Below are 23,872 nucleotides of genomic sequence, written 5' to 3'. Positions count from 1 at the left end.
GCGATCGGGCGCGGACGTCGACGCGGCCACCCCGGTGCCTCAAGGGCCTGGGAGATGCCCCCAGCCGCTCCGTCCGCACCCCCGACGAGGATGGCGCACTCGTGAGACGGCGTAGGAGAGAAGCGATACCTGTGAGCGCGACAACGCGAAGCCGCACCCCCGACCGTCTGTGCGCAGAGGCCGTCGACCTCGCCAGGGCCGCCGCCGAGGAGGCCGCCGCGCCCGGTGTCGTCGGGGAGCACTCCGGGCTCATCTCCGAAGGGGACCGCGTCGTCACGCACTTCTTCGAGTGCAAGGAGCCGGGATATCGCGGCTGGCGCTGGGCGGTGACCGTCGCACGGGCCTCGCGGGCGAAGATCGTGACGCTCGACGAAACGGTGCTGCTGCCCGGCCCTGACGCGCTGCTCGCCCCCGAGTGGGTGCCGTGGAGCGAGCGGCTGCGGCCCGGGGACATGGGGCCGGGCGATCTGCTCCCCACGGACGCGGAGGATCTCCGGCTTGAGCCCGGTTTCACCGGCGAGGACGAGCCCGCGCCGAACTCGCCCGTCTCCCAGGAGATGGCCGAGCTCGTCGAGGCGGAGGACCTCGAGGTGACGGCCGGGCCGCCGGCAACGCTTTCCGTCGTGCCCTCCCGTGGTTCGATCGCCGCCGTCGCGGAGGAGCTGGGGCTGCGGCGGGCCCGGGTGCTGTCCCGGTACGGCCTCCATACCGCGGCCGATCGCTGGGAGGACACACACGGTCCCAAGACCGCGATGGCCCAGGCGGCGCCGGCCCCCTGTGTGAGCTGCGGTTTCCTGTATCCCATCGGCGGGTCGCTGGGGCAGGCGTTCGGTGTCTGCGGCAACGAGTTCTCGCCGGCGGACGGCCGTGTGGTCTCGCTGGCGTACGGATGCGGGGGGCACTCGGAGGCAGCGGTCATGCCGGCGCCTCCGCGGCCGGCTCCGCCGGTGATCGACGAGACCCGGGTCGACCCGTTCCCCCTTCGTCCGTCACCGGACTCGGGGTCCGTGCCGGTCGCCTCGGACGAGTCGTCTGCGGAACTGGGTCATTCCTGATCCCACCTGTGCGGGTGCGTGGGCGGGGGTTTTCTTTCCCCAGGCCCGCCCCTTCCCGAAACTGGGGGCTGCGCCCCCAGGCCCCCCGCAAGGGGGTGGGGGGTGACAGTCGTGTCTCGGCTGCGGGTGCGTCGTGGCTGGTCGCGCAGTTCCCCGCGCCCCTGAAGGGGCGCTCCCGGAGCCGTCGGCCACCATGCTCACCAGCCACCACGTGCCCGCAGCCTCCCCCCGGCGGGAGGGGCCGTGGGCCGGTGCGTCGTATGCCCGTCGCGTAGGTTCGGTCTCGGAGAACCAGGACCTTCTACCAGCCCAGGGCCGTATGCCCGGCCTGCGACGGGCTGACGCACCGGCCCACGGCCCCGACCCACCCACCGGACCCAAAGGGGCGCGGGGAACGGCGCGAGCAACCACAACGCACCCGCACCCAGCAGCGAACCCAACCGCTCAACCGCCGGAGGCACCCCGCGGGGAACGGCGCGACCAGCCACAACGCACCCGCACCCGCCCAACCGCCGGAGGCACCCGGTACCTTCGTGCCGCGACCGATACGCACCCCCGGCCGCCCCCCGAAGAAGGAGACTGAACCGTGACCAAGTTCGTGCGGCCGGCAGCCGAGGGCGCGGACCCGTTCGGGACGGGCCGGCTGCGGCGTGGGGTGCTGGACGCCTGGGCGACCAGCCCGGCGCGGTTCCGCGAGGACGCGAACGCCGAGGAGGACCTGGCCCTCGGCGGCTACCGCGACCGCCTCGTCGTGGAGCTGGCGCAGAACGCCGCCGACGCCGCGGCCCGCGCCGGCGTACCGGGCCGCCTCCGGCTCACCCTCCGCGGCGGCGTCCTCGTCGCCGCCAACACCGGCGCCCCCCTCGACGCGGCCGGCGTCGAGTCGCTGTCCACCCTCCGGGCCTCCGCCAAGCGCGAGGACCACGAAGGCACCGTCGGCCGCTACGGCGTCGGCTTCGCCGCCGTGCTCGCGGTGACCGACGAGCCCGCCATCGTCGGCCGGCACGGCGGCGCCCGCTGGTCCCTCGCCGAGGCCCGCGAAGCCGCCACGGACACCGCCCGCCACAGCCCAGGGCTGGACGACGAGATCCGCCGCCGCGACGGCCATGTGCCCCTGCTGAGGCTGCCGTTCGCCGCCGAGGGCACGGCCCCGGACCCGTACGACACCGTCGTGATCCTCCCGCTGCGCGACCCGGCAGCCCAGGACCTCACCGAGCGACTCCTCGACTCGGTCGACGACGCCCTGCTCCTCGCCCTGCCCGGCCTGGAGGAGGTCGTCGTGGAGACCGGAGAGGGGGACGAGGGGGTACGGACGCTGCGGCGGCACAGCGAAGGCGGCATCGTCACCGTCGAGGACTCGCGGGACGGTACGACGCGCTGGCGCACCGTCTCCGCGCACGGTCCCCTCGAAGCGGCTCTGCTGGCCGACCGCCCCGTAGAGGAGCGGCTGCGCCCGCAGTGGTCCGTGACCTGGGCCGTACCCGTCGACGCCGACGGCGCCCCGGCCCGCCCCCGTACCAGCCCCGTCGTCCACGCGCCCACGCCCAGCGACGAGGCCCTCGGCGTGCCCGCCCTGCTCATCGCGTCCTTTCCCCTCGACACGACCCGCCGTCATGCCGCCCCCGGCCCGCTGACCGACTTCCTCGTACAGCGGGCGGCGGACGCGTACGCCGAACTGCTCGCCGACTGGCGGCCGGTCTCGGCCGGGATCATCGACCTCGTGCCGGGGCCGCTCGGCAAGGGCGAGCTGGACGGTGCGCTGCGCCAGGCGATCCTGGACCGGCTGCCGCGTACCGCTTTCCTGCCTCCGGCCCTCACGCCGGGCGCGGAGGACACCGACCTGCCCGAAGCTCTCCGCCCCCGCGACGCCGAGGTGGTGGAAGGGGCCGGCGCCGAGACCGTACGGGTCCTCGCCGAGGTGCTGCCCAGCCTCCTGCCCGCCGGGCTCGAACGCCGCGTGGAACTGCGGACGCTGGGCGTCGCACGCGTACCGCTGGGCGAGGCGATCGACCGGCTCGCGGGGCTGGAGAAGGAGCCCGGCTGGTGGCGGCGGCTGTACGACAGCCTCGCCGGGGTCGACCCGGACCGGCTCTCGGGACTGCCCGTGCCGCTCGCGGACGGGCGTACGACGATCGGCCCCCGCCAGATCCTCCTGCCGGTCCCCGACGGTCCCACCCCCCACGACACCTGGGCCGCCACCTCCGACATCCTCGCCCGCCTCGGCCTCAAGGTCGCCCACCAGGAAGCCGCCCACCCGCTTCTGGAGAAGCTGGGCGCCCTGCCCGCCACCCCGCGCGCCATCCTCACCACCCCGCAGGTCCGCACGGCCGTCGCCGCCTCCCTCGACGACGACGCAGGCTGGGAGCAGGACACCCCGGACGCCGAGGAACTCGCCGACACCGTCCTGGCCCTTGTACGTGACGCGGGCCTCGAACCCGGCGACGAACCCTGGCTCGGCGCCCTCGCCCTCCCCGACGACGAGGGCGAACTGGCCCCGGCCGGCGAACTCGTCCTCCCCGGCAGCCCCTTCGCTCAGGTCATGCGCGAGGACGAACTGGCCTCCGTGGACGCCGAGTTGGCCGAACGCTGGGGCGAGCAGCCGCTGGCCGCCTGCGGCGTGCTGGCGAACTTCACCCTCGTACGCGCCACCGATGTCGTCCTCGACCCGGACGAACTGGAACCCCGCGAGGGCGACTACGCCGAACCTGACGACATCGGCCTGCTCGACGCCGTGGACGTCTGGTGCGAGGACGTACTCGACCGCCTGCCCGACACCCCCGTGCCACCGGTCGCCACGGAGATCGTCGCCGTACGGGATCTCGACCTCGTCGACGACGACCGCTGGCCACAGGCCCTCGCCCTGCTCTCCCGCCCACCCCTGCGCGACGCCCTCACCCAGCCGGTACGCGTCCTGCTCCCGGACGGCACGCACGAGATCGTCCGCCCGTACACGGCGTGGTGGCTGCGCGGCCACCCGGTCCTGGACGGCCGCCGCCCGGCGGGCCTGCGCGTCGCGGGCGGTGACCCCCTCCTCCATGGCCTGTACGACGCCGCCGACGCGACCGGCTTCGAGGACGAGCAGGTACTCCGGGCTCTCGGCGTACGCACATCAGTCGCCGCCCTCCTCGACGAACCCGGCGGCGCGGCCGAACTCCTGGACCGCCTCGCGGACCCGGACCGCGAGGTCTCGTCCCCCCAACTGCACGCGCTTTACGGCGTGTTGGCGGACCTGGACCCGGAGCAGGTGACGCTGCCGGAAGAGCTGCGGGCGGTGCGGGACGGAGAGGTCGTGGTCGTGGACGCGACCGAAGCGGTGGTCGTGGACTCCCCGGACCTGCTCCCGTTCACGACGGGGGTCCCCCTGCTCCCCGTACGCCCGTCCCGAGCCGCCGACCTGGCCGAACTGTTCCAGGTCCGACGCCTCAGCGAGTCGGTGACGGGCGAGGTGACCAGCGAGGGCACCGAACACGAGGTCCCGGACCCGGTCCGCGTCCTGCTGGGCCCGGCGACCCCCGCCACGTACGTCGAACACGAGGAACTCTTCGTGGACGGCACCGAACTCGACTGGCGCCGCACCCGCGACGGCGTCCTGCACGCGGCCACCCTGGAGGGCGTGGCAGCGGGCCTGGCCTGGGCGGCGGGGCAGTGGCCGCGCCGCTTCGAGGTGGCTGCGCTGCTGGAGGACCCGTCAAGAACAGAGGAGCTGGCGAGGGACCGCTGGTTCGACTGAAGCTCTTTAGGGGCGCGGGGAACTGCGCGACCAGCCACGATGCACCCGCAGCCGCGACACGCAGTGTCACCCCCCACCCCCCTTGGCGGGGGCCTGGGGGGGGCGCAGCCCCCAGTTTCGGGAAGGGGCGGGGCTGGGGAAGAAAACCGCCCCCCCGCGGAGCCCTACGCCGGAAACCGCCGGTCCACCCACCGCCACGAGAACTCCAGCGTGGCCGCCGCAACCACCGCGATCCCGACGGCAGTCCACGGCATAGGCGCCCCCACCAACTTCAAAGCGAAGAAGTCCTGGAGCCACGGCACGACGAGGACCAGCAGGAAGCCGAGGCCCATCGCCGCGACCAGCCCCACCCGCCACCACGTATACGGCCGAGCAATGATCGCCAGCACCCACATGGAGATCAGAAACAGCGTCAACGTCGCCGCACTGGTCTCCGCAGCCAAGGACCCCGGCCCGCTGTAGTACTCCCGAGCGATCAGATACGTAGCAAAGGTGGCCACCGCAGCAACAGCACCACCCGGAATCGCATATCGCATCACCCGCCGCACAAAGTGCGGCCTCGCCCGCTCCTTGTTGGGCGCCAGCGCGAGGAAGAACGCCGGAACCCCGATCGTCAGAGTCGACAGCAGCGTCAGATGCCGGGGCAGGAACGGGTACTCGACCTGCGAGATCACCACCATGATCGCCAGCAGCACGGAGTACACCGTCTTGACGAGGAACAACGTCGCGACCCGGGTGATGTTGCCGATCACCCGCCGTCCCTCCGCGACCACCGACGGAAGCGTCGCGAAGCTGTTGTTGAGCAGCACGATCTGCGCCACGGCCCGTGTGGCCTCCGAACCGGACCCCATCGAGACGCCGATGTCGGCGTCCTTGAGGGCCAGCACGTCGTTCACCCCGTCGCCGGTCATCGCGACCGTGTGCCCGCGCGACTGGAGCGCGCCCACCATGTCCCGCTTCTGCTGCGGGGTGACCCGCCCGAACACCGTGCCCGTGTCCAGCACCTCGGCCATCTCGCTCTGCTCGGCGGGCAGCCGGCGCGCGTCCACGACGTTCCCCGTGAGCCCCAGTTTTCCGGCCACCGCGCCCACGGACACCGCGTTGTCGCCGGAGATCACCTTGGCCCGTACGTTCTGCTCGTCGAAGTACCGCAGCGTGTCCGCGGCATCAGGGCGTAGCCGCTGCTCCAGGACGACGAGGGCGGTGGGCGCGGCGCCCTGGGCGACCGCGGGATCGTCCAGCTCGCGCGCGGCCCGGGCCAGCAGCAGCACCCGCAGCCCCTCCTCGTTGAGCCGCTCGGTCTCGGTGAGCGCCGGGTCTCCGTCGGGCAGCAGTACGTCGGGCGCCCCCAGCAGCCACGTACTCGACTCGCCGTCGCCCTCGCTGAAGGACGCCCCGCTGTATTTGCGCGCCGAGGAAAACGGCAGCGACTGAAGGCACCGCCAGCCCGAGCCGTTCGGGTAGGTGTCGATGATCGCCTGCAAGGACGCGTTCGGCCGCGGGTCCGAGTCCCTGAGCGCGCCGAGCACGGTGCGTACGTACGCCTCGTCGTGGCCGTCCAGCGCACGCAGCTCGCGGACGTCCATGCCGCCCTCGGTCAGCGTGCCCGTCTTGTCGAGGCAGACGGTGTCGACGCGGGCGAGACCCTCGATGGCGGGGAGTTCCTGCACGAGGCACTGCTTGCGGCCGAGCCGGATGACGCCGATCGCGAAGGCCACCGACGTCAGCAGCACCAGACCCTCGGGGACCATCGGGACGATGCCGCCGACGGTCCGCGCGACGGAGTCCTTGAAGTCGTTGTCCTTGACGACGAGCTGGCTGATGATGAGGCCGATCGCGGTCGGGACCATCATCCACGTCACGTACTTGAGGATCGTGGAGATACCGGAGCGGAGCTCGGAGTGGACCAGCGTGAACCGGCTGGCCTCCTCGGCGAGCTGCGCCGCGTACGCCTCGCGCCCCACCTTCGTGGCGGTGAACGCGCCGCCGCCCGCCACCACGAAGCTGCCCGACATGACCTGGTCGCCGGGCTGCTTGACGACCGGGTCCGCCTCACCGGTGAGCAGCGACTCGTCGATCTCCAGACTGTCGGTCTCTACGCACTCGCCGTCCACCACGATCTTGTCGCCGGGCCCGATCTCGATCAGGTCCCCGAGCACGATCTCGGAGGTGCTGACCTCGGTGGCGGCCCCGTCCCTGCGTACGGTCGGCCGTGCCTCGCCGATCACCGCGAGCGAGTCCAGGGTCTTCTTCGCGCGCCACTCCTGGATGATGCCGATGCCCGTGTTCGCGAGGATCACGAAGCCGAACAGGCTGTCCTGGATCGGCGCCACGGCCAGCATGATCACCCAGAGGACGCCGATGATCGCGTTGAAGCGGGTGAAGACGTTCGCGCGGATGATGTCGACCGTGGAGCGGCTGCTGCGTACCGGTACGTCGTTGACCTCGCCCCGGGCCACCCGCTCGGCGACCTCGGCGGTGGTCAGGCCTCTCGCCCAGGTGAGGGGAGCCGGCACTGGATGCACGGGATCGAGTTCGGCGCCCGCGTCGATGTGCGTCATGCAGACGACGGTACGGGGGGATTTGGGGCTTCACACGCCGGGTGCGGTAAAGATCCGACCAGGGGAGGACGGGAACGCCGGTAAATGGTGCCGTAGTTGTACGGGGCGCCCGGGGCACGGGGGCCGCCTCCGTAACCCCCGTAAGCTGTCCCTATGGCGAAGTGGACACCCAGGCACGAGGCACCGGAACCCCTTGAAGGGCCCGTTGTCGCCACCGTCACGGGTGGCACGATCCTCTGGTTCGTCCTCTTCCTGGCGCAGCTTCCCTTCTACGGCTGGTTCGACGACCACGGGCATCTGTGGTGGCTGTGGACCTGCCTGGCCGGTGCCGGACTCGGGCTGATCGGCATCTGGTACGTACGCAGGTGGGACGCGGCGATCAAGCGCGTCGCGGCCGAGGCCGACATCGATGCCCGGACGGATGCCGGCGCCGATTCCACTCCGCCGCGGCGGAGTGAGGGTCACGTGACCCCGTAGAACTTCTCCGTCTCCTCGACCGCGGCCTGGAACCGCTCGTCGAAGTCATCCCGGATGAGCGTCTGGACGACATAGTCCTGGACGCTCATTCCCCGTTTCGCCGCATGGCCCCGGAGCCGTTCGAGCAACTCCCGGTCCATCCGCAGACTGAGCACGCTGGTCCCCATGGGCACGAGGGTACGAGGGTTGCCGCCGCCGGCTGTGTCGCGCATCACGTTTCGGCCCTATCTCACTCATATGGATCAAGGCGGGCTTCGGTGGCCGGGGTCACGGGCAAGAATGGTCGTTCGGGTGGTCTTTAGCGAGAGTAATGAGTTACGCTAAAGAACATGCCTGACCTCACCCATGGCGACGACGCTGCCGCCGTGAACTCTCTGCGATCCGCCGTGATGCGCCTGTCGCGCCGACTCAAGCACCAGCGGGTCGACGAGTCGCTGAGCCCGACCGAGATGTCGGTGCTCGGCACCCTCGCCCGCTGCGGCACCGCCACGCCGGGCGAGCTCGCCCGCAAGGAACATGTGCAGCCGCCCTCGATGACCCGCATCGTCGCCTTGCTCGAAGCCAAGGGCCTGGTCAGGCTGGAGCCGCATCCCGACGACCGGCGCCAGAAGGTCGTCACGCAGACCGAGCGGGCAGAGGCGATGCTCGAGGAGAGCCGCCGCAAGCGGAACGTGTGGCTGGCCTCACTGGTCGACGGCCTCGACGAGGACGAGTGGGCCAAGCTCCGCGAGGCGGCGCCCGTCCTGGAGAAGCTGGCGCACCTGTAGCCGTACGGGCAGGCACAACCGTACGCAGCCCATGTCGTCGTGATCCCGCCCGTCTCCCACCACCACCCTCAACCGAGGCCCTTCGGGCCGCACCCCTAGTCAAAGGAGGCGAACCCTGTTGAGTACGGGACCCGGAGCAGACTCCGCCCCCGGACCGAACACCCCCGATTCCCCCACCGCCACCACCCCAACGGCCCAATCGGCCAAGTCGTCGACCTTCAGCTCGCTGCGGATCCGGAACTACCGGCTCTTCGCCACCGGAGCCATCGTCTCCAACACCGGCACCTGGATGTCCCGTATCACCCAGGACTGGCTGGTGCTGAGCCTGACCGGCTCCTCGGCCGCGGTCGGCATCACGACCGCGCTGCAGTTCCTGCCGATGCTGCTCTTCGGCCTGTACGGCGGAGTCATCGCCGACCGCTACCCCAAGCGCCGCATGCTGTTCTTCACCCAGGGCGCGCTCGGCCTGTGCGGTCTCGCGCTCGCCGTGCTCACGCTCAGCGGCCAGGTGCAGGTCTGGCACGTGTATCTGATCGCGTTCCTGCTCGGCATGGTCACCGTCGTCGACAACCCGACCCGGCAGACCTTCGTCTCCGAGATGGTCGGCCCCGACCAGGTACGCAACGCCGTCAGCCTCAACTCGGCCAACTTCCACTCCGCCCGCCTCATCGGCCCCGCCGTCGCGGGCGTCCTGATCTCCACGGTCGGCAGCGGCTGGGCCTTCCTGATCAACGGCCTCGCCTTCCTCGCCCCCATCACCGGCCTGCTCCTGATGCGCACGAGCGAACTGCACAAGGTGGAGCGGGTGCCGCGCGGCAAGGGCCAGTTGCGCGAGGGTCTGCACTATGTGGCCTCCCGGCCCGAACTGATCTGGCCGATCGTGCTCATCGGTTTCGTCGGGACCTTCGGCTTCAACTTCCCCATCTGGCTCACCGCGTTCGCCGACGAGGTCTACCACGCGGGCGCCGGTACGTACGGCTTCCTCAACACCCTCATGGCGGTCGGCTCGGTCGCCGGCGCCCTGCTCACCGCCCGCCGCGGCTCGGTGCGACTGCGGATCCTGGTCGGCGCGGCCCTGCTGTTCGGCGTACTGGAGATCGCGGCGGCACTGTCCCCGTCGTACTGGCTCTTCGCCCTGCTCATGATCCCCACCGGCATGGCGGCCCTGACGGTCAACACCACCGCCAACGCCAGCGTCCAGATGGCCACCGACCCCGCCATGCGCGGCCGCGTCATGAGCCTGTTCATGATGGTCTTCGTCGGCGGTACGCCGCTGGGGGCACCCATCGTCGGCTGGATCACCGACACGTTCGGCGCCCGCACCGGCTTCGCGTTCGGCGGCCTGATCTCGCTCCTGGCGGCGGCGACGGTGGGCCTGATCCTCGCCCGAGTCGGCGGCCTGCGGCTGTCGGTGGGCTGGCACCACGGGCATCCGCGGGTCCGCTTCGTGCCGCGGGAGGGGAAGCGGGAGCGGGAGTTGGCGACGGTGGTGTAGAGCGGGGGCGCCTCGGCCGTTCGGCGGGCCGGAGCCCGGACGCTCCGGCGCGAAGGCGCACGGCGGGGAGACTGGCTCCATGAGACTCTTCGCCGCAGTGCTGCCGCCGGAGGATGTGACTGCTGAACTCGCTTCGGCCGTCGACGAGTTGAGGAAGCTGCCGGGTGCCGAGGGCCTGCGCTGGACGGGCCGGCCCGGCTGGCACTTCACGCTCGCGTTCTACGGCGAGGTCGACGACGCACTCGTACCGGATCTGTCGGCGAGGCTTGAGCGGGCGGCGCACCGGACGGATCCGTTCGCGCTGGAACTGCGGGCCGGAGGCCACTTCGGCGGCCGGGCGCTGTGGATCGGCGCGACCGGGGACGTGGGCACGATGCGGCTGCTCGCCGAGCGAGCGGAGGCGGCGGCACGCAAGGCGGGCGTCCCGATCGAGGAGCACCGCCGCTACCGTCCGCACCTCACCGTCGCCCGGAGCCGGGGCCCGGCGGACTTCGCCCCGTACACCGCCCTGCTGAACGACTTCGCCGGGCGCCCGTGGACCGTGGCCGAGCTGTGCCTGGTCCGCAGCAATCTCCCCAAGTCGGGCGTACCGGGCGAACGCCCCCGCTACGAGACGTTCGCCCGCTGGACCCTCGGCTCGGGCATCTGAGGCCGTGCGGTTACGCTCGACCACGTGGACCCGAAGACACGTAACCGGATCATGGCCGGCGTACTTGTGCTGATGTTCGTGGTGGTGGCCTTGGCGTCAGCGCTCGGCATGTAGTCGACCGCTGCCGCCCGCACGCGTACGTGGATGCGTACGCGCGCAGGCGTGCACCCGGTGCTGCTGGGCCCACTGGTGCTACCAGGCGAAGGCCTCCGGCGACGGCCCCGGACCCGGGAAGATCTCGTCCAGGCCGGTCAGCAGCTCCTCCGACAGCTCCAGGTCGACCGCCGCTACGGCCGAGTCGAGCTGAGCGGCGGTGCGCGGGCCGACGATCGGGCCCGTCACGCCCGGCCGGGTGAGCAGCCAGGCCAGCGCCGCCTCGCCGGGCTCGATGCCGTGTTTGTCGAGCAGGTCCTCGTACGACTGGATCTGGGCGCGTACGGCGGTGTTGGCGAGCGCGTCGGCCGACCGGCCGGAGGCACGCCGCCCGCCCTCGACCTCCTTCTTGATGACGCCGCCCAGCAGGCCGCCGTGCAGCGGGGACCAGGGGATGACGCCCAGGCCGTAGTCCTGCGCGGCCGGGATGACCTCCATCTCGGCGCGGCGTTCGGCGAGGTTGTAGAGGCACTGCTCGCTGACGAGGCCGATGGTGCCGCCGCGCCGGGCGGCGATCTCGTTGGCCTGGGCGATCTTGTAGCCGGGGAAGTTGGAGGATCCGGCGTACAGGATCTTGCCCTGCTGCACCAGGACGTCGATCGCCTGCCAGATCTCCTCGAAGGGGGTCCGCCGGTCGATGTGGTGGAACTGGTAGATGTCGATGTAGTCGGTCTGGAGGCGCTTCAGGCTGGCCTCCACCGCCCGCCGGATGTTGAGCGCGGACAGCTTGTCGTGGTTGGGCCACACGGTGCTGCCGTCCGGCGCCATGTTCCCGTACACCTTGGTGGCCAGCACGACCTTGTCCCGCCGCTCGCCACCCTTGGCGAACCAGCTGCCGATGATCGACTCCGTACGGCCCTTGTTGTCGCCCCAGCCGTAGACGTTGGCGGTGTCGAAGTAGTTGATCCCCGCGTCCAGCGCGCCGTCCATGATCGCGTGGCTGTCCGCTTCGTCGGTCTGCGGACCGAAGTTCATGGTGCCGAGGACGAGTCGGCTGACCTTGAGTCCTGTGCGTCCGAGCTGCGTGTACTTCATGACTGCTAAGCCAAGAGCTTGGAGTGCGCTCTACGCAAGGGCAGGCCGGTGCTGGGACCGATCTTGACACTAACTGCCGGTTAGTGCTTTCCTTCGGTGAGCAAGATCTTGAACTTTCAATGTCTAGATGCTCTGCATGCCATGCCTCCCGCTTTCCTCCCCCACAGGACCGGAGATCAGCACCCCATGACCGCCACCGCACCCGCCCGCCGTACCCTCGCCACCGCGCTCATGGCCGCCGCAGCCCTCACCGCTGTGGCCGTCGTGCCCGCCGCCGCGGCTCCTTCCTCGGCCACCCCCGCGCACCAGGTCGCCTACGGCGACTCCGCCCGCCTCGGCTACCAGAAGTCCGTCGCCGTCCAGGTGCTCAAGGGCGTGTTCGAGCGAGGCGACACGTCGGTCGTCGACCGTTTCGTACGGCCCGACTACATCCAGCACAACCCGCTCGCTCCCGACGGCGCCGAGACCCTCAAGAACCTCGGCACCGCCCTCAGCCAGCAGTTCCCGGACGCCAAGTACGACATCAAGCGGGTCATCTCCGAGGGCGACCTGGTGCTCGTGCACTCCAACGTCGTCCTGACGCCGAGTACGCGCGGCAGCGCCGTCTTCGACATCTTCCGCTTCCAGGACGGGAAGATCGCCGAGCATTGGGACACGGGGCAGGAGGTGCCGGCGACCACGGCGAACGGCAACGACATGTTCTCCACGGAGAGTTGGCCCCGCACGAACAAGCCGGGCCCGCGCCGGCTCACCGCGTACAACAAGAAGCTGGTCACGGCGTACGTCGACCAGCTCCTGGTCGAGAAGGACCTGTCCGCCGTCGACAAGTACGTGGGCCCCGAGTACCACCAGCACAACCCGGCCATCGCCGACGGTGTGACGGGCGTGAAGTCCGGCCTGGGCGCGTACTTCGACGCGTTCCCGCAGCTGAAGGTGTCCCCGAAGCGGGTCGTCGCCGAGGGCGACCTGGTGGCGGTCCACAGCCACTACGTGAACGCGCCGGGGGAGCGGGGCCAGGCGATCATCGACCTCTTCCGGGTGCGGAACGGAAAGATCGTCGAGCACTGGGACGTGATCCAGGACGTACCGGAGAACTCCGCCAACGACAACACGATGTTCTGAGGACGAGATCACTCGGGCAGGTCGCTGTTGCCGCCCGGGTTGGCATCACGCGGCGGAGAACGCGGGCGGCTCGCTAATCGCGCGGGAACTCGTCGGTCTTGAGGGTGAGGCCGAGGATGGTGGCGGTCATGTCGACGTCTCCGCCGTAGGTGATGGAGAGGTCGCTGTCGTAGTCGCCGTCCTTGGGCTGGGTGAACAGGCGGCACTTGCCCACGTAGGGGTCGGCGATGAGGTAGACAGGGACTTCGGCGAGCGCGTAGGCCTTCTTCTTGGGGCCGTAGTCGTTCATGCCGGTGCCCTTGGAAATGACCTCGGCGACGAACTCGACGTCCTCGTGGCGCCAGCGGCCCTCGTCGTCCTTCTCGGAGCCGTCGCGCAGTTTCACCACGTCCGGGGCAAAGCCGTTCTCATGGCCGGGGAAGTCGATGCGGACGTCCGAGAACACTTTCGCGCGCCTGCCGAAGCGATCCTCGAGCGCCCAGATGATCGCGCGAATGGTCTCCCAGTGAACGTCCCGCTGCGGCGACATGTAGAAGGTCCCCTCGACGATCTCGGCCTTGTAGCCCTCGGGGACGTTCATCCGGTCGAACAGCTCGTCCAAAGTCTGTTCGTTGATGTCGGCCATCTTGATCCTGTCTTCAAGGACGGTCATCGTGGCGCTCCTCCCCGGCTGCCCCTCGGTCGAGTACAGCCGCGCAGTACAACGATACGCACGGTGACCGGGTCACGCAGGGTCGTACGAGGAGGGCGTCAGACCTCGTACGGCTCCCCCAAGTCCCAAGCTTGATACATCGCTTCGGCGAAAGCGGCCGCGATCTTGTGCTCGCCCGAGGCGTTCGGATGCGTGCCGTCGTCCGTGTCCAGGTTGAGGTCGTACGACTCCGGGGCCGAGGCCAGCAACAGCGGGGACGACGGTTCGTCCAGGTCCGCCACCGCCTTCGCCAGCAGCTCGTTGAAGCGGGCGACCTCGGTGGCGAAATCCGCGTCCGAATCCGCCCTCACGTTCGGGATCACCGGCAGGAAGACCATCGCCACGCGGGGGTTGGCCGAGCGGGCCTCGGTGATGAAGGAGCGGGCGTTCGCCGCCGTCCGGCTCGCGTCCGTGTAGAAGCCCAGGTCGATCAGGCCCAGCGAAACCAGCAGCACGTCCGCCCGTTGCGTGCGTACCGCCTCGGCGATCAGTGGGGTCATGTGGTGCCAGCCCTCGCCCCAGCCCGCCAGGTGGGAGCGGGGGAAGTCCGGGTCGGCGTACTCGTACGAGTCGGCGGTGTCCGTCGCCTTGTCGTAGAGCGTCTCGCGGGGGCCGACGATGCGGAACGGGCCGCCGTACGTCGCGCGCAGGTGCTGCCACATCCGGTAACGCCACGTGTGTTCGCCCGCGCTGCCGATGGTCTGGGAGTCGCCTACGGGCATGAACCTGAGCATCCGCTCATCATCCTTGATCAAGGCGCAAGCAGGTTTCGCCAAGGCCCGAGCTGGGGTGTGAGGCCGGACACGCGGTCGTGATCGCCTCGCGGGCGTGAACGTCTCGCGGGGATGGCACGCTTGGGGGCATGCGCCGTTCGTTGTCGTTCCTCGCCTCAGCCCTGCTCGTCCTCGCGCTCGGCGCGCCCGCCACCGCTGCCGACGGGGACGACGGCTCGGAGGGGTTCACGATCAAGGACCCGAGGATTACCGAGTCCAGCGGCCTCGTCGCCTCCCGAGCCCACCCGGGGATCTACTGGACCCACAACGACCAGGACAAGGGTGCCTTCCTCTACGCCATCGACAGCAAGACCGGCGACACCGTCGCGACGATCACCATGACGGGCGTGGGCACCCCCCGAGACGTAGAGGCCATCTCCATCGGGCCCGACGGAGACCTCTACGTGGGCGACATCGGGGACAACCTCGGCGGCACATGGGAGTACGTCTGGATCTACAAGCTGCCCGAGCCCGGGCAGCTCAGGGACCAGAGTGTCCGTGCCACGCAGTACGTCGTGAAGTACGCGGACGGAGCCCGGGACGCGGAGGCGCTGATGGTGCATCCGAAGACCGGGAAGGTCTACATCGCCTCGAAGAACGAGCAGGGGGGCGGGCTGTACGAGCAGCCCGCGACGCTCAGCCCCAGCGGCACCAACGTCTTCAAGCGTATCGCCGACATCGACCTGGAGGTCACCGACGGCGCCTTCGCGCCCGACGGCGAACAGCTCGCCCTGCGCGCGTACTTCGGCGGGGTCGCGTACGAGTGGAACGGCGGGAAGCCGAAGAGGCAGGGGCGGCTAAGCGTGCCGCTCCAGAGGCAGGGGGAGTCGGTGGCCTACACCCCCGACGGGTCCACGCTGCTGTTCGGGAGCGAGGGAACGGAGAGTTCCGTCGAGCCCGGCAACGTACCGGGTGCGGAGGACAGCAAGTCCCCTTCGGAGGACGGGAGTTCGGCGGCCGACGGGGACAGTGCCGGTGACGGGTCGAACGGCGACTTCAAGATGGCCGCCATCGCTCTCGCCGCCGGGCTCGCCGTCCTGTACGGGCTCAAGCGGCTGCTGAGGCGCGGGTCCTGACCGGCTGACCGGCTCACCGGCGACTCAGGCCAAGAAGCAGCCCCGCCGCGCATCTCACTTCCCCACCGGCCGCACCTCGTAGTGCAGCGTCGGCGTCCGCATCACCTTGTGGGTGATCGGCACGAGGACGCCCTGCAGGAACGGGTGCTTACGGCGCAGCAGCTTCGCCGCGTGCCGGTCCTCCTCGCTGCCGTGCTCCAGCAGCCGGGTCCGGGCGTGGATCTGCGGCCCTACGGGGGCGCCGCGCGGGGTGGCGGGGGCGAGCTCCACCTCCGGGTCGCGGCGCAGCCGCTTGACCTTCGACGCCTTGCCCGGCGTACGGAAGTACGCGTGGTCGCCCTCCACGACGAGACTCACCGGAGTACCCACGCCTGTGCCGTCCTTCTTGTGGGTGGTCAGCAGCACGGCCCACTGCCTGGCGAAGGGGACGAGCTCGGGGCGCGTGACGGGAATGCTCATGCCTCCATAGAGGCACCGACCGCCCTGTTTGTCACTCTTTGCTGCGTCGGGCGATGAACGACTCCAGCCCGTCCAGCATGCGCTGCAGCCCGAACTCGAAGTGGTCGAAGCCGGACCCGAAGGTCTCTTCGCCGAGCGAGGCGAGGACGGGGTAGCGGCCGCTGGTCATGACCTTCTCCAGCACCGGGGCCTGGGCCGACCAGAACTCCGTGTCCGTCAGGCCCGACTTCCGTTCCGCCTCCTTCTCGTACAGCTGCGTGCGGGCGGCTCCGACGACGTACCCGTCGATCATGACGATCGCGGAGATCAGCTCGGGGTCGGACAGGCCCGTGGGCTTGATGCGGACGAGTACCTTCTCCATGCCCTCGACGGCGCTCGGGCCGAGCACCGGGCGGGACTGGTTCACCTGGAGCAGCCAGGGATGGCGGCGGTAGAGGGCGAGAGTCTCGCGGGCCATGGTCTCCAGAGCCGCCCGCCAGCCCTCACCGAAGACGGAGTCGTCCCCGGCCGGGCGATGTACGCGGTCCAGCATCAGGTCGAGCAGCTCGCCCTTGCCGGGGACGTAGCGGTACAGGGACATCGTGCCGGTGCCGAGCTCTGTGGAGAGCCGGCGCATCGAGACGGCCTCCAGGCCCTCCGCGTCCGCGAGCCCGATGGCGGCTTCCACGATCCGGTCGAGCGTCAGGCCCGGTTTCGGGCCACGACTGGGCCGGCGGCCCGTGTCCCACAGCAGTTCGAGGGTGCGGACGATGTCTCCGCTGCCACTGGTGTCCGGACCCGACGTGCTCGCCATGTGCTTCAGGATAATCCCTTGGACCAGAAACTGGGTACGGTGTACTCTCAAAAGAGTACGGCGTACTCAGTTTTGGGTTGCCGCAGGGATTTCAGGGTGGTTCGGGATTCACGGGAGGGGTGCACATGAGCGGTTACGCGGTCCGGGCCGAAGGGCTCGAGAAGAGGTACGGGGAGAAGCGCGCCCTCGACGGCTTCGACCTGGCGGTGCGGGAGGGCACCGTACACGGCCTGCTCGGGCCGAACGGCGCGGGCAAGACCACCGCCGTCCGCATCCTGTCGACGCTCATCAGGCTCGACGGCGGACAGGCGCAGGTGGCGGGCCTGGACGTGGCACGGCAGCCGCGGGAGGTACGGGCGCGGATCGGCCTCACCGGTCAGTACGCGGCTGTGGACGAGGTGCTGACGGGGCGGCAGAACCTGGAGATGTTCGGCCGGCTGTTCCACCTGGGCGGGAAGCGGGCACGGCTGCGGGCCGGTGAGCTTCTGGAGCAGTTCGATCTGGTCGACGCGGCCGACAAGGGAGTCGGCAAGTACAGCGGCGGCATGCGGCGTCGCCTCGACCTCGCCGCCTCGATGATCCTCACGCCGAGCGTGCTGTTCCTGGACGAGCCGACGACCGGGCTCGATCCCCGCGGTCGCGGTGAAGTCTGGGAATCCGTACGGGCGTTGGTGACCGGCGGCACCACGGTGCTGCTGACCACGCAGTACCTGGAGGAGGCCGACAAGCTTGCCTCGCACATCACCGTGATCGACCAGGGCCGCGCCATCGCCGACGACACCCCGGACGGGCTGAAGAACACGGTCGGCGGCGACCGTATCGAGGTCGTCCTCGCCGAGCGCGCCGACATCCCGCGCGCTGTGAAGGTCGTCGCCCGGGTCGCAGACGGCGAACCGGAGACGGACGAGACCGAGTTGAAGGTGCACGCACCGGTGACCGACCGGGTGCTCGCCCTCACCGAGGTGGCACGCACCCTTCAGGACGAGGGGATCCAGGTGGAAGACATCGGGCTGCGCAGGCCGAGCCTCGACGACGTCTTCATGCGCCTGACGGGACACCGTACGGACGTTTCCAAGAACCCCAAGAACCCCAAGAACCCCCAGGACTCCAAGAAAGGGGCGGCGGCATGAGCGCGCTCGACCTGACGACCGGACAGAGCAGCCACGGTCGTGCCTACTGGGCCCTCGCCGACTGCTGGAACATCGTGCGCCGCGGCCTCACCCACTACCAGCGCCAACCGGTCAACATCGCCTGGATGCTGGGCTTCCCGATCCTCTCCGTCCTCCTCTACGGGTACGTCTTCGGCAGCGCGATGCAGGTGCCCGGCGGCGGGGACTACAAGGACTTCCTGATGCCGGGCATGTTCGTGATGACGATGGCCTTCGGCTTCATCAACACCGCGACGGTCGTCGTGTACGACTCCACGAACGGCGTCATCGACCGCTTCCGCTCCATGCCCATGGCGCCGTCCGCGGTCGTCGCCGGGCGCGGTGTCACCGATCTGATCGTGGCCTGCGCGGAGTTGACGATCCTGATGCTCACCGCGGTCGCCATGGGCTGGCGTCCGAACGGCGGTTTGGACTTCCTGCTCGCCTTCGGCCTGCTGCTGTGGCTGCGGCTCTCGCTGATCTGGCTCGGCGTGTGGCTCGGGCTGCTGGTGCCCAACCCGGAGGCGGCGGGCGGCCTGTTCGCGGTCGCCTTCCCGCTGACCATGATCTCCAGCATCTTCGTCGCGCCCCAGCTGATGCCGGACTGGCTGGGCTTCGTCGCGGCCTGGAACCCGATCTCGTCGACGGCCGCGGCCACGCGCGAACTGTTCGGGACGCCGGTCGGCAGCGGCGACTCCTGGGTCGAGCAGCACGCGCTGCTGATGTCCGGGGTGTGGCCGGTGATCCTGACGGCGATCTTCCTGCCGTTGGCGGTACGCAGGTTCCAGAAGCTCAGCAGGTGATTTCGGCGGTACGGAAATGGGGGCGCCCGGCACGGGGAAAGTGCCGGGCGCCCCCATCAACGTACGAGACCGATATCCGCGTACCCGAGTCCCTGAGTACGAACTTGAGTGGTCAGAGCCGCTCAATGACGTAGTCGACGCACTTCGTGAGGGCCTCGATGTCCGCCGGGTCGATCGCTGGGAACATCGCGACGCGGAGCTGGTTGCGGCCGAGCTTGCGGTACGGCTCGGTGTCGACGATGCCGTTGGCGCGCAGGACCTTGGCGACGGCGGCGGCGTCGACCTCGTCCGAGAAGTCGATCGTGCCGATGACCTGGGAGCGCTTGGCCGGGTCGGTGACGAAGGGGTTCGCGTACTTGAGGTCCTCGGCCCAGCCGTAGAGGGTGCGGGCGGAGGTGGCGGTGCGGCGGACCGACCAGTCCAGGCCGCCCTGGCCGTTGAGCCACTCCAACTGGTCGTTGAGGAGGAAGAGGGTGGCGAGGGCCGGGGTGTTGTACGTCTGGTTCTTGCGGGAGTTGTCGATCGCCGTCGGGAGCGAGAAGAACTCCGGGACGTGGCGGCCGGACGCGTGGATCCGCTCGGCGCGCTCGATGGCGGCCGGGGAGAAGATGCCGATCCACAGGCCGCCGTCCGCGGCGAAGGACTTCTGCGGGGCGAAGTAGTAGACGTCCGTCTCGGCGATGTCGACGGGGAGGCCGCCGGCGCCGCTCGTCGCGTCCACGACGACGAGGGAGCCCTCGTCGGCACCTTCGACCCGCTTGACGGGGGCCGCGACGCCGGTGGAGGTCTCGTTGTGCGTAAAGGCGTAGACGTCGACGCCCGCCTCGGCCTGCGGGTCCGGGTGGGTGCCCGGGTCACTCGCGATGACGGCCGGCTCGGCCAGCCACGGGGCGAGCTTCGCGGCCTTCGCGAACTTGGACGAGAACTCGCCGAAGCTCAGGTGCTGCGACTTGTTCTCGATCAGCCCGTGGGTCGCGACGTCCCAGAACGCGGTGGAGCCGCCGTTGCCGAGGATGACCTCGTACCCCTCGGGGAGGGAGAAGAGATCGCGCACGCCTTCGCGGACCTTGCCGACGAGGTTCTTCACGGGGGCCTGGCGGTGGGAGGTGCCCATGAGGGATGTACCGGTGGCGGCCAGCGCGTCCAGCGCCTCCGTCCGCACCTTGGAGGGGCCCGAGCCGAATCGTCCGTCGGCGGGCTTGATGTCAGCGGGAATCTGGATCTCAGCCACGACGGGAGCCTATCCGCTCCCGGAAACCTGGGCGAAACGTCGTCCGTCGGGTGAGACGACGAACCCCGACGCGAGACGAACGCGCCGGGGTTCGACGAAAGGCCCGGACAGGGCCAGACAGAGTCAGGCAGGGTCAGTAGCGCGTCGGGAACAGTTGCAGCTTGGCCTTGCTGCCGGAGACCGACTTGACCCAGATCTTCAGGTTGTTGAACTGGACGACGCCGCCCGGGCTGGTGCTGCCGGTGAGTGCCCCGCCGGCGGCCGACATCCTCACGGACCGGGAGCTGATGGACGTGATCTTCAGCTTCCCGAACCCGAACTTGCTGCTTTTGACGTTGATGGTCTTGGGTGCCGACACAGTGGTCTTGCACCGCCCGTCGTAGCAGGGCCCGGGTGCGGCGTACGCCGCCGGCGCCATCAGGCCGAAGCCCAGCGCGCCCGCCGTGGTCAGCGTCAGGGCAGTGGTCGCGGCTCGCCTGCGCATACCGGTACTCATCAGTTGGACCTCCTGGTTGGGGGGATTCCCGCCCGGCATTTGTAAACCGCCGGTCCTGGGACCCCTCCCGAGGCGCCGCCCGACCGCATCCCCAGGCGGACCTCACCGGCCCAAGCGCACCGGCAGCTCGAACAGATCGTTCTGCGTCACCACCGGCTTGTTGCGGAGCTCCTTCACCGGGACTGCCAGGTCCAGGTCCGGGAACCGTTCGTACAGCGCGGGCAGTGCGACGGCCGCCTCCAGGCGGGACAGTGCCGCGCCGGGGCAGACGTGCGGGCCGTGGCCGAAAGAGATGTGGCGGTTCTCCGGGACGCGCGTGATGTCGAACTCGTCGGCCGAAGGCCCGTGGGCCTTCTCGTCACGGCCGATCGCGGCGTACGAGACGATCAGGGCGTCGCCCGCCGGGAGGATCTTGTCGCCGACCGGCACGTCCTCCGTCGCGAAACGGATCAGGACGTGGGACGTGGGCGTCGACCAGCGCAACGTCTCCTCGATCACCGACGGCCAGTCGGCGGCCCCGGCGAGCACCAGCTCGCGCTGCTCGGGATGCGTGGACAGGTTCACGACCGCGTTCACGATGAGGGAGATCGTCGTCTCATGACCGGCCGCCACCATCAACTGCAAGGTGGAGACGATCTCCTCGTCGGTGAAGTGGTCGCCGTCCTCGGAGGCCAGGATCAGCGCACTGGTCAGGTCGTCGCCGGGAGCGGAGCGCTTCGCCGCGACCGTCTCCGCCATGATCCCCGCCAGTTCCGTGAGTGTGGCGATGACCTCCTCCGGTGGCGTCTGGGTCGAGAAGAACTTCTCGAACAGCTCCTTGAGGCGGGGGAGTTGGGAGTCATCGATGCCCATGAGGTCCGCGATGACGTACATGGGAAGCGGGTATGCGAACGCCGCCTTCAGGTCGACGACTTCGCCGGCGCCCTGGGGAAGCGCGTCGAGGAGATCGGTCGTCAGCTTGGTGATCCGCTCCCGCATCCGCTCCACGCGCCGCGGCGTGAGCGCCTGCGCGACAAGGGCGCGCATACGACGGTGGTCCGCACCGTCCACGGTGAGCATGGAACGGCCGGGGTTCGCGAGCCCGATCAGCGGCCAGTCCGGCGGGATCTCGCCGCGCTGCCAGGCGCCCCAGACGTTGATGTCCTTCACCAGCCGGGGATCGGTGAGGAGCTGCTTGGCCTCGGCGTGATGCGTGACCGCCCACACCGGAACCCCACCCGGCAACTCCACGGCGGCAAGCGGCCCCGCGGCACGCAGCCGGGCGCTCTCGCCCTCGAGATCGGTGACGAAGGGATCCAGGGCGATACGAGTCGTCATGCGGGCGTGCCTCCAAGGGCAGAGATCGGGGAGAACCGCACGGGCAGTTCCGTCAGCCCCCGCAGCCACGGGGACGGACGGCGCGTGAGGGACTCGGCCGGTACGGCCAGGTCGAGGTCGGGCAGCCGGTCGAGGATCACCTCGATGCCCGTACGCGCGATGACCTCGGCGACCTCCTGGGCCGGGAACGGGCAGCGGTGCTCGCCGTGGCCGAAGGAGAAGTGCGCGCTGTTGCCACCGGTGAGGGCGGAGCCGTCGACGCGTACCTGCGGGTCGCTGTTGGCGGCCTGGAGGCCGAGCAGCAGCAGATCGCCCGCGCGGATACGGCGCCCGCCGAGCTGGGTGTCGCGGGAGGCCCAGCGGCCGGCCACGTTCTGGGTGGGGGTGTCCTCCCACAGCACCTCGTTCATGGCCTCGGCGACACTGTGCCGGCCGCCGAACAGCGAGGCCGCGAAGCGGTCGTCCGTCAGCATCAGCCGCAACGAGTTGCCGATCCAGTCGGCCGTCGGCTGATGGCCCGCGGCCATCATCACCATGAGGTCCTGGGTGATCTCCTCGTGCGTGAAGCCGGAGCTGTCGGCGAGCATGCGGCTCACCACGTCGTCCGCGGGCCGCTCCGCGCGGTCCGCCACCAACCGCGCCATGGACGAGGCGAGATGCTGCTGCCCCGCGATGGCGTCCTGGCGCCCGTTGATCATGTCGTTGAGGGCGGTGACCAGACCGGGGCCCTGCTCGTCGGCGAACCCGTACAGGGTCGCCAGTACGCGCACGGGCAGCAGCGTCGCGTAGTCCGCGACGATGTCCGTCTCGCCCTTGGCGCAGATCGCGTCGATCAGTTCGTCGGCGAACTTCTCGGCGTGGCCGCGCAGTTCGAAGGGGTCGACGGCTTCGAGGGCGTCACTGATCATCGCGGCGCGCTCGCGGTGCCGTTCGCCGACCGTGTAGAGGATCGACGGCTGTTTGCGGCCGATCATCGGCAGCAGCGGCCAGTCGTCGGGGATGTGCGGCCACTGGCTCCACAGGTCGGAGTCCCGGCTGAACAGCACGGGATCGCCGGTGACCTGGTGCAGCTCGCGATAGCCGAGGACGAGCCACGCCGGTACGTCACCGTCGAGCAGCACCGGCGCCACGGCACCGTGCTCGCGCCGCATCTCGCGGTACAGCTCGGCCGGTTCGGTCTGGAACCGGGGCCCGCCGAGGGGAACGGGGTCGGCGCCGATGGGCGTACGACCGTCAGAGGTTACGGAGTCCAACGAGCACCTGCTCCAGGATGTCGGGATCGGGGACGCCGGAGGAGAGTCCCGTACGCGGATGGCGGGCGCTGACGCGGCCCGCGGCGAGGAGGTCGGACAGCAGGATCCGGGTGATGCTCACCGGCAGCCGCAGTATGGCGGCGAGCTCCACGACCGCCGTCGGCCGCTCGCACAGCCGCAGGATCGCCGCGTGCTCGGACTGCATGCCCGGCACCGGATCGCACTCGGCGACGACCAGCGTGACCAGGTCGAACGGGGTGTCGGGCGCGGGCCGGCTGCGGCCTTGGGTGACGGTGTAGAGCCGATCGGGCTTGTCGTCCCTGCCCGGGCGGCTCATGACGTACGCGGCTGCGCGCTCAGATGTCCGCCGAGCTGTTCCACGAACTCGCTCATGTTGTGCCCGACGACCCCGGCGTCCGCCTCCTCGTCGGTGACCACGGCGAGGTGTACGCCCGAGCCCGCCTCGACGATGAACAGGACCCCGCCGTAGAACTCGGCCATCGCCGACCGGACGCCCCCACTGCCGTCCCCGAACTCCACGGACGCCCCATGGGTCAGCGACTGGATCCCGGCGGCGATCGCGGCGAGCTGATCGGCCTGGTCCACGGTGAGCCCTCCCGTACGGCACAGCTTCAGCCCGTCGCGGGAGAGCACGAGCGCGTGCCGGGCGCCCGAAGTGCGTTCCAGCAGGCCCTCGATGAGCCAGCTGAGCTTCTCGTCGGCGGTCACGGTCGCGGTGGTGCCGGTCATGGGGTGGGGTCGCCTTCCGGGTGGGGGGTCGCGTGGGC

At 70.1% G+C, this 23,872-nt stretch carries 23 protein-coding genes; 10 read left to right on the top strand and 13 right to left on the bottom strand.

Annotation, left to right across the window (positions count from 1 at the left end; all coding sequences use genetic code 11):
• The first annotated feature begins 131 nt into the window (after positions 1-131).
• Positions 132-1,055, top strand: coding sequence for a DUF3027 domain-containing protein (locus ACYVO6_RS34435; protein WP_461068171.1), 924 nt, complete (start codon positions 132-134; stop codon positions 1,053-1,055).
• A gap of 586 nt (positions 1,056-1,641) precedes the next feature.
• Positions 1,642-4,785 carry a sacsin N-terminal ATP-binding-like domain-containing protein gene (locus ACYVO6_RS34430; RefSeq protein WP_461068169.1) on the top strand — a complete coding sequence of 1,048 codons (3,144 nt, stop codon included), beginning with the start codon at positions 1,642-1,644 and terminating at the stop codon, positions 4,783-4,785.
• A gap of 164 nt (positions 4,786-4,949) precedes the next feature.
• Here the strand turns inward: ACYVO6_RS34430 and ACYVO6_RS34425 are convergent, their stop codons facing one another.
• Complete coding sequence (locus ACYVO6_RS34425; RefSeq protein WP_461068167.1) at positions 4,950-7,346, bottom strand: HAD-IC family P-type ATPase; 2,397 nt, start codon at positions 7,344-7,346, stop codon at positions 4,950-4,952.
• 153 nt (positions 7,347-7,499) lie between these two features.
• Between ACYVO6_RS34425 and ACYVO6_RS34420 the strand changes: the two genes are divergently transcribed.
• On the top strand, positions 7,500-7,823 hold the full coding sequence (locus ACYVO6_RS34420) for a DUF2530 domain-containing protein (RefSeq protein ID WP_461068165.1): 324 nt from the start codon (positions 7,500-7,502) through the stop codon (positions 7,821-7,823).
• Here ACYVO6_RS34420 and ACYVO6_RS34415 read toward each other — a convergent pair.
• On the bottom strand, positions 7,808-7,990 hold the full coding sequence (locus ACYVO6_RS34415) for a ribbon-helix-helix protein, CopG family (RefSeq protein WP_461068163.1): 183 nt from the start codon (positions 7,988-7,990) through the stop codon (positions 7,808-7,810). The two genes, ACYVO6_RS34420 and ACYVO6_RS34415, sit on opposite strands and share 16 nt — an antisense overlap.
• A gap of 162 nt (positions 7,991-8,152) precedes the next feature.
• Here ACYVO6_RS34415 and ACYVO6_RS34410 point away from each other — a divergent pair, with 162 nt between their 5' ends.
• The 3 genes from ACYVO6_RS34410 to thpR all read left to right on the top strand — a co-directional run bounded on the left by ACYVO6_RS34410 (position 8,153) and on the right by thpR (position 10,734).
• Positions 8,153-8,590: a MarR family winged helix-turn-helix transcriptional regulator gene (locus tag ACYVO6_RS34410; RefSeq protein WP_461068161.1), complete on the top strand. Its 438-nt coding sequence runs from the start codon at positions 8,153-8,155 to the stop codon at positions 8,588-8,590.
• Positions 8,591-8,708: 118 nt separating this feature from the next.
• Positions 8,709-10,085, top strand: a complete 1,377-nt coding sequence (locus ACYVO6_RS34405) for an MFS transporter (protein ID WP_461068159.1) — start codon at positions 8,709-8,711, stop codon at positions 10,083-10,085.
• Between the two features lie 79 nt (positions 10,086-10,164).
• Positions 10,165-10,734 carry an RNA 2',3'-cyclic phosphodiesterase gene (gene thpR, locus ACYVO6_RS34400; protein WP_461068157.1) on the top strand — a complete coding sequence of 190 codons (570 nt, stop codon included), beginning with the start codon at positions 10,165-10,167 and terminating at the stop codon, positions 10,732-10,734.
• Between the two features lie 192 nt (positions 10,735-10,926).
• On the opposite strand, the gene ACYVO6_RS34395 is transcribed toward thpR, so the two are convergent.
• A complete protein-coding gene (locus ACYVO6_RS34395) occupies positions 10,927-11,922 on the bottom strand; it encodes an aldo/keto reductase (RefSeq protein WP_461068155.1) in 996 nt (331 codons plus the stop codon).
• Between the two features lie 186 nt (positions 11,923-12,108).
• Between ACYVO6_RS34395 and ACYVO6_RS34390 the strand changes: the two genes are divergently transcribed.
• Positions 12,109-13,044: a nuclear transport factor 2 family protein gene (locus ACYVO6_RS34390; protein ID WP_461068153.1), complete on the top strand. Its 936-nt coding sequence runs from the start codon at positions 12,109-12,111 to the stop codon at positions 13,042-13,044.
• A gap of 73 nt (positions 13,045-13,117) precedes the next feature.
• On the opposite strand, the gene ACYVO6_RS34385 is transcribed toward ACYVO6_RS34390, so the two are convergent.
• Both ACYVO6_RS34385 and ACYVO6_RS34380 read right to left on the bottom strand, forming a co-directional pair.
• Positions 13,118-13,696, bottom strand: a complete 579-nt coding sequence (locus ACYVO6_RS34385) for a Uma2 family endonuclease (protein ID WP_461068151.1) — start codon at positions 13,694-13,696, stop codon at positions 13,118-13,120.
• Between the two features lie 98 nt (positions 13,697-13,794).
• Positions 13,795-14,469, bottom strand: a complete 675-nt coding sequence (locus ACYVO6_RS34380) for an SGNH/GDSL hydrolase family protein (protein WP_461068150.1) — start codon at positions 14,467-14,469, stop codon at positions 13,795-13,797.
• A gap of 128 nt (positions 14,470-14,597) precedes the next feature.
• Between ACYVO6_RS34380 and ACYVO6_RS34375 the strand changes: the two genes are divergently transcribed.
• A complete protein-coding gene (locus ACYVO6_RS34375; protein ID WP_461068148.1) occupies positions 14,598-15,584 on the top strand; it encodes a WD40 repeat domain-containing protein in 987 nt (328 codons plus the stop codon).
• Positions 15,585-15,638: 54 nt separating this feature from the next.
• Here ACYVO6_RS34375 and ACYVO6_RS34370 read toward each other — a convergent pair whose 3' ends face one another.
• Together ACYVO6_RS34370 and ACYVO6_RS34365 are read right to left on the bottom strand one after the other, a co-directional pair.
• A complete protein-coding gene (locus ACYVO6_RS34370) occupies positions 15,639-16,043 on the bottom strand; it encodes a PPOX class F420-dependent oxidoreductase (protein ID WP_461068146.1) in 405 nt (134 codons plus the stop codon).
• 31 nt (positions 16,044-16,074) lie between these two features.
• Entirely contained in the window at positions 16,075-16,836 is a 762-nt protein-coding gene (locus ACYVO6_RS34365) for a TetR/AcrR family transcriptional regulator (RefSeq protein WP_461068144.1), read from the bottom strand.
• Positions 16,837-16,961: 125 nt separating this feature from the next.
• On the opposite strand from ACYVO6_RS34365, the gene ACYVO6_RS34360 reads away from it, so the two are divergent.
• The gene (locus ACYVO6_RS34360) at positions 16,962-17,966 is read left to right on the top strand and encodes an ATP-binding cassette domain-containing protein (RefSeq protein ID WP_461068142.1); all 1,005 of its coding nucleotides are present in this window, start codon (positions 16,962-16,964) and stop codon (positions 17,964-17,966) included.
• On the top strand, positions 17,963-18,787 hold the full coding sequence (locus ACYVO6_RS34355; protein WP_461068140.1) for an ABC transporter permease: 825 nt from the start codon (positions 17,963-17,965) through the stop codon (positions 18,785-18,787). Before ACYVO6_RS34360 ends, ACYVO6_RS34355 begins: the two co-directional genes overlap by 4 nt.
• A 112-nt stretch (positions 18,788-18,899) precedes the next feature.
• Here ACYVO6_RS34355 and serC read toward each other — a convergent pair whose 3' ends face one another.
• The 6 genes from serC to ACYVO6_RS34325 form a co-directional block, all read right to left on the bottom strand.
• Complete coding sequence (gene serC, locus ACYVO6_RS34350; protein WP_461068138.1) at positions 18,900-20,018, bottom strand: phosphoserine transaminase; 1,119 nt, start codon at positions 20,016-20,018, stop codon at positions 18,900-18,902.
• A gap of 133 nt (positions 20,019-20,151) precedes the next feature.
• Complete coding sequence (locus ACYVO6_RS34345; protein WP_461068136.1) at positions 20,152-20,514, bottom strand: hypothetical protein; 363 nt, start codon at positions 20,512-20,514, stop codon at positions 20,152-20,154.
• A 102-nt stretch (positions 20,515-20,616) separates the two neighbouring features.
• Positions 20,617-21,831 (bottom strand): cytochrome P450 family protein, encoded by a 1,215-nt coding sequence (locus tag ACYVO6_RS34340; RefSeq protein ID WP_461068134.1) that lies wholly within the window; start codon positions 21,829-21,831, stop codon positions 20,617-20,619.
• Positions 21,828-23,084 carry a cytochrome P450 gene (locus ACYVO6_RS34335; protein ID WP_461068132.1) on the bottom strand — a complete coding sequence of 419 codons (1,257 nt, stop codon included), beginning with the start codon at positions 23,082-23,084 and terminating at the stop codon, positions 21,828-21,830. Before ACYVO6_RS34335 ends, ACYVO6_RS34340 begins: the two co-directional genes overlap by 4 nt.
• On the bottom strand, positions 23,065-23,421 hold the full coding sequence (locus ACYVO6_RS34330; RefSeq protein ID WP_461068130.1) for a DUF742 domain-containing protein: 357 nt from the start codon (positions 23,419-23,421) through the stop codon (positions 23,065-23,067). The genes ACYVO6_RS34335 and ACYVO6_RS34330 overlap by 20 nt, the downstream gene beginning before the upstream one ends.
• Positions 23,418-23,834, bottom strand: coding sequence for a roadblock/LC7 domain-containing protein (locus tag ACYVO6_RS34325; protein ID WP_352377434.1), 417 nt, complete (start codon positions 23,832-23,834; stop codon positions 23,418-23,420). The genes ACYVO6_RS34330 and ACYVO6_RS34325 overlap by 4 nt, the downstream gene beginning before the upstream one ends.
• Positions 23,835-23,872: the final 38 nt, after the last annotated feature.

The sequence above is a fragment of the Streptomyces pseudoechinosporeus genome (genome assembly GCF_054783935.1).
The sequence above is the reverse complement of the archived record's forward strand: the minus strand, read 5'-3'. Positions and strand labels throughout refer to the sequence as shown.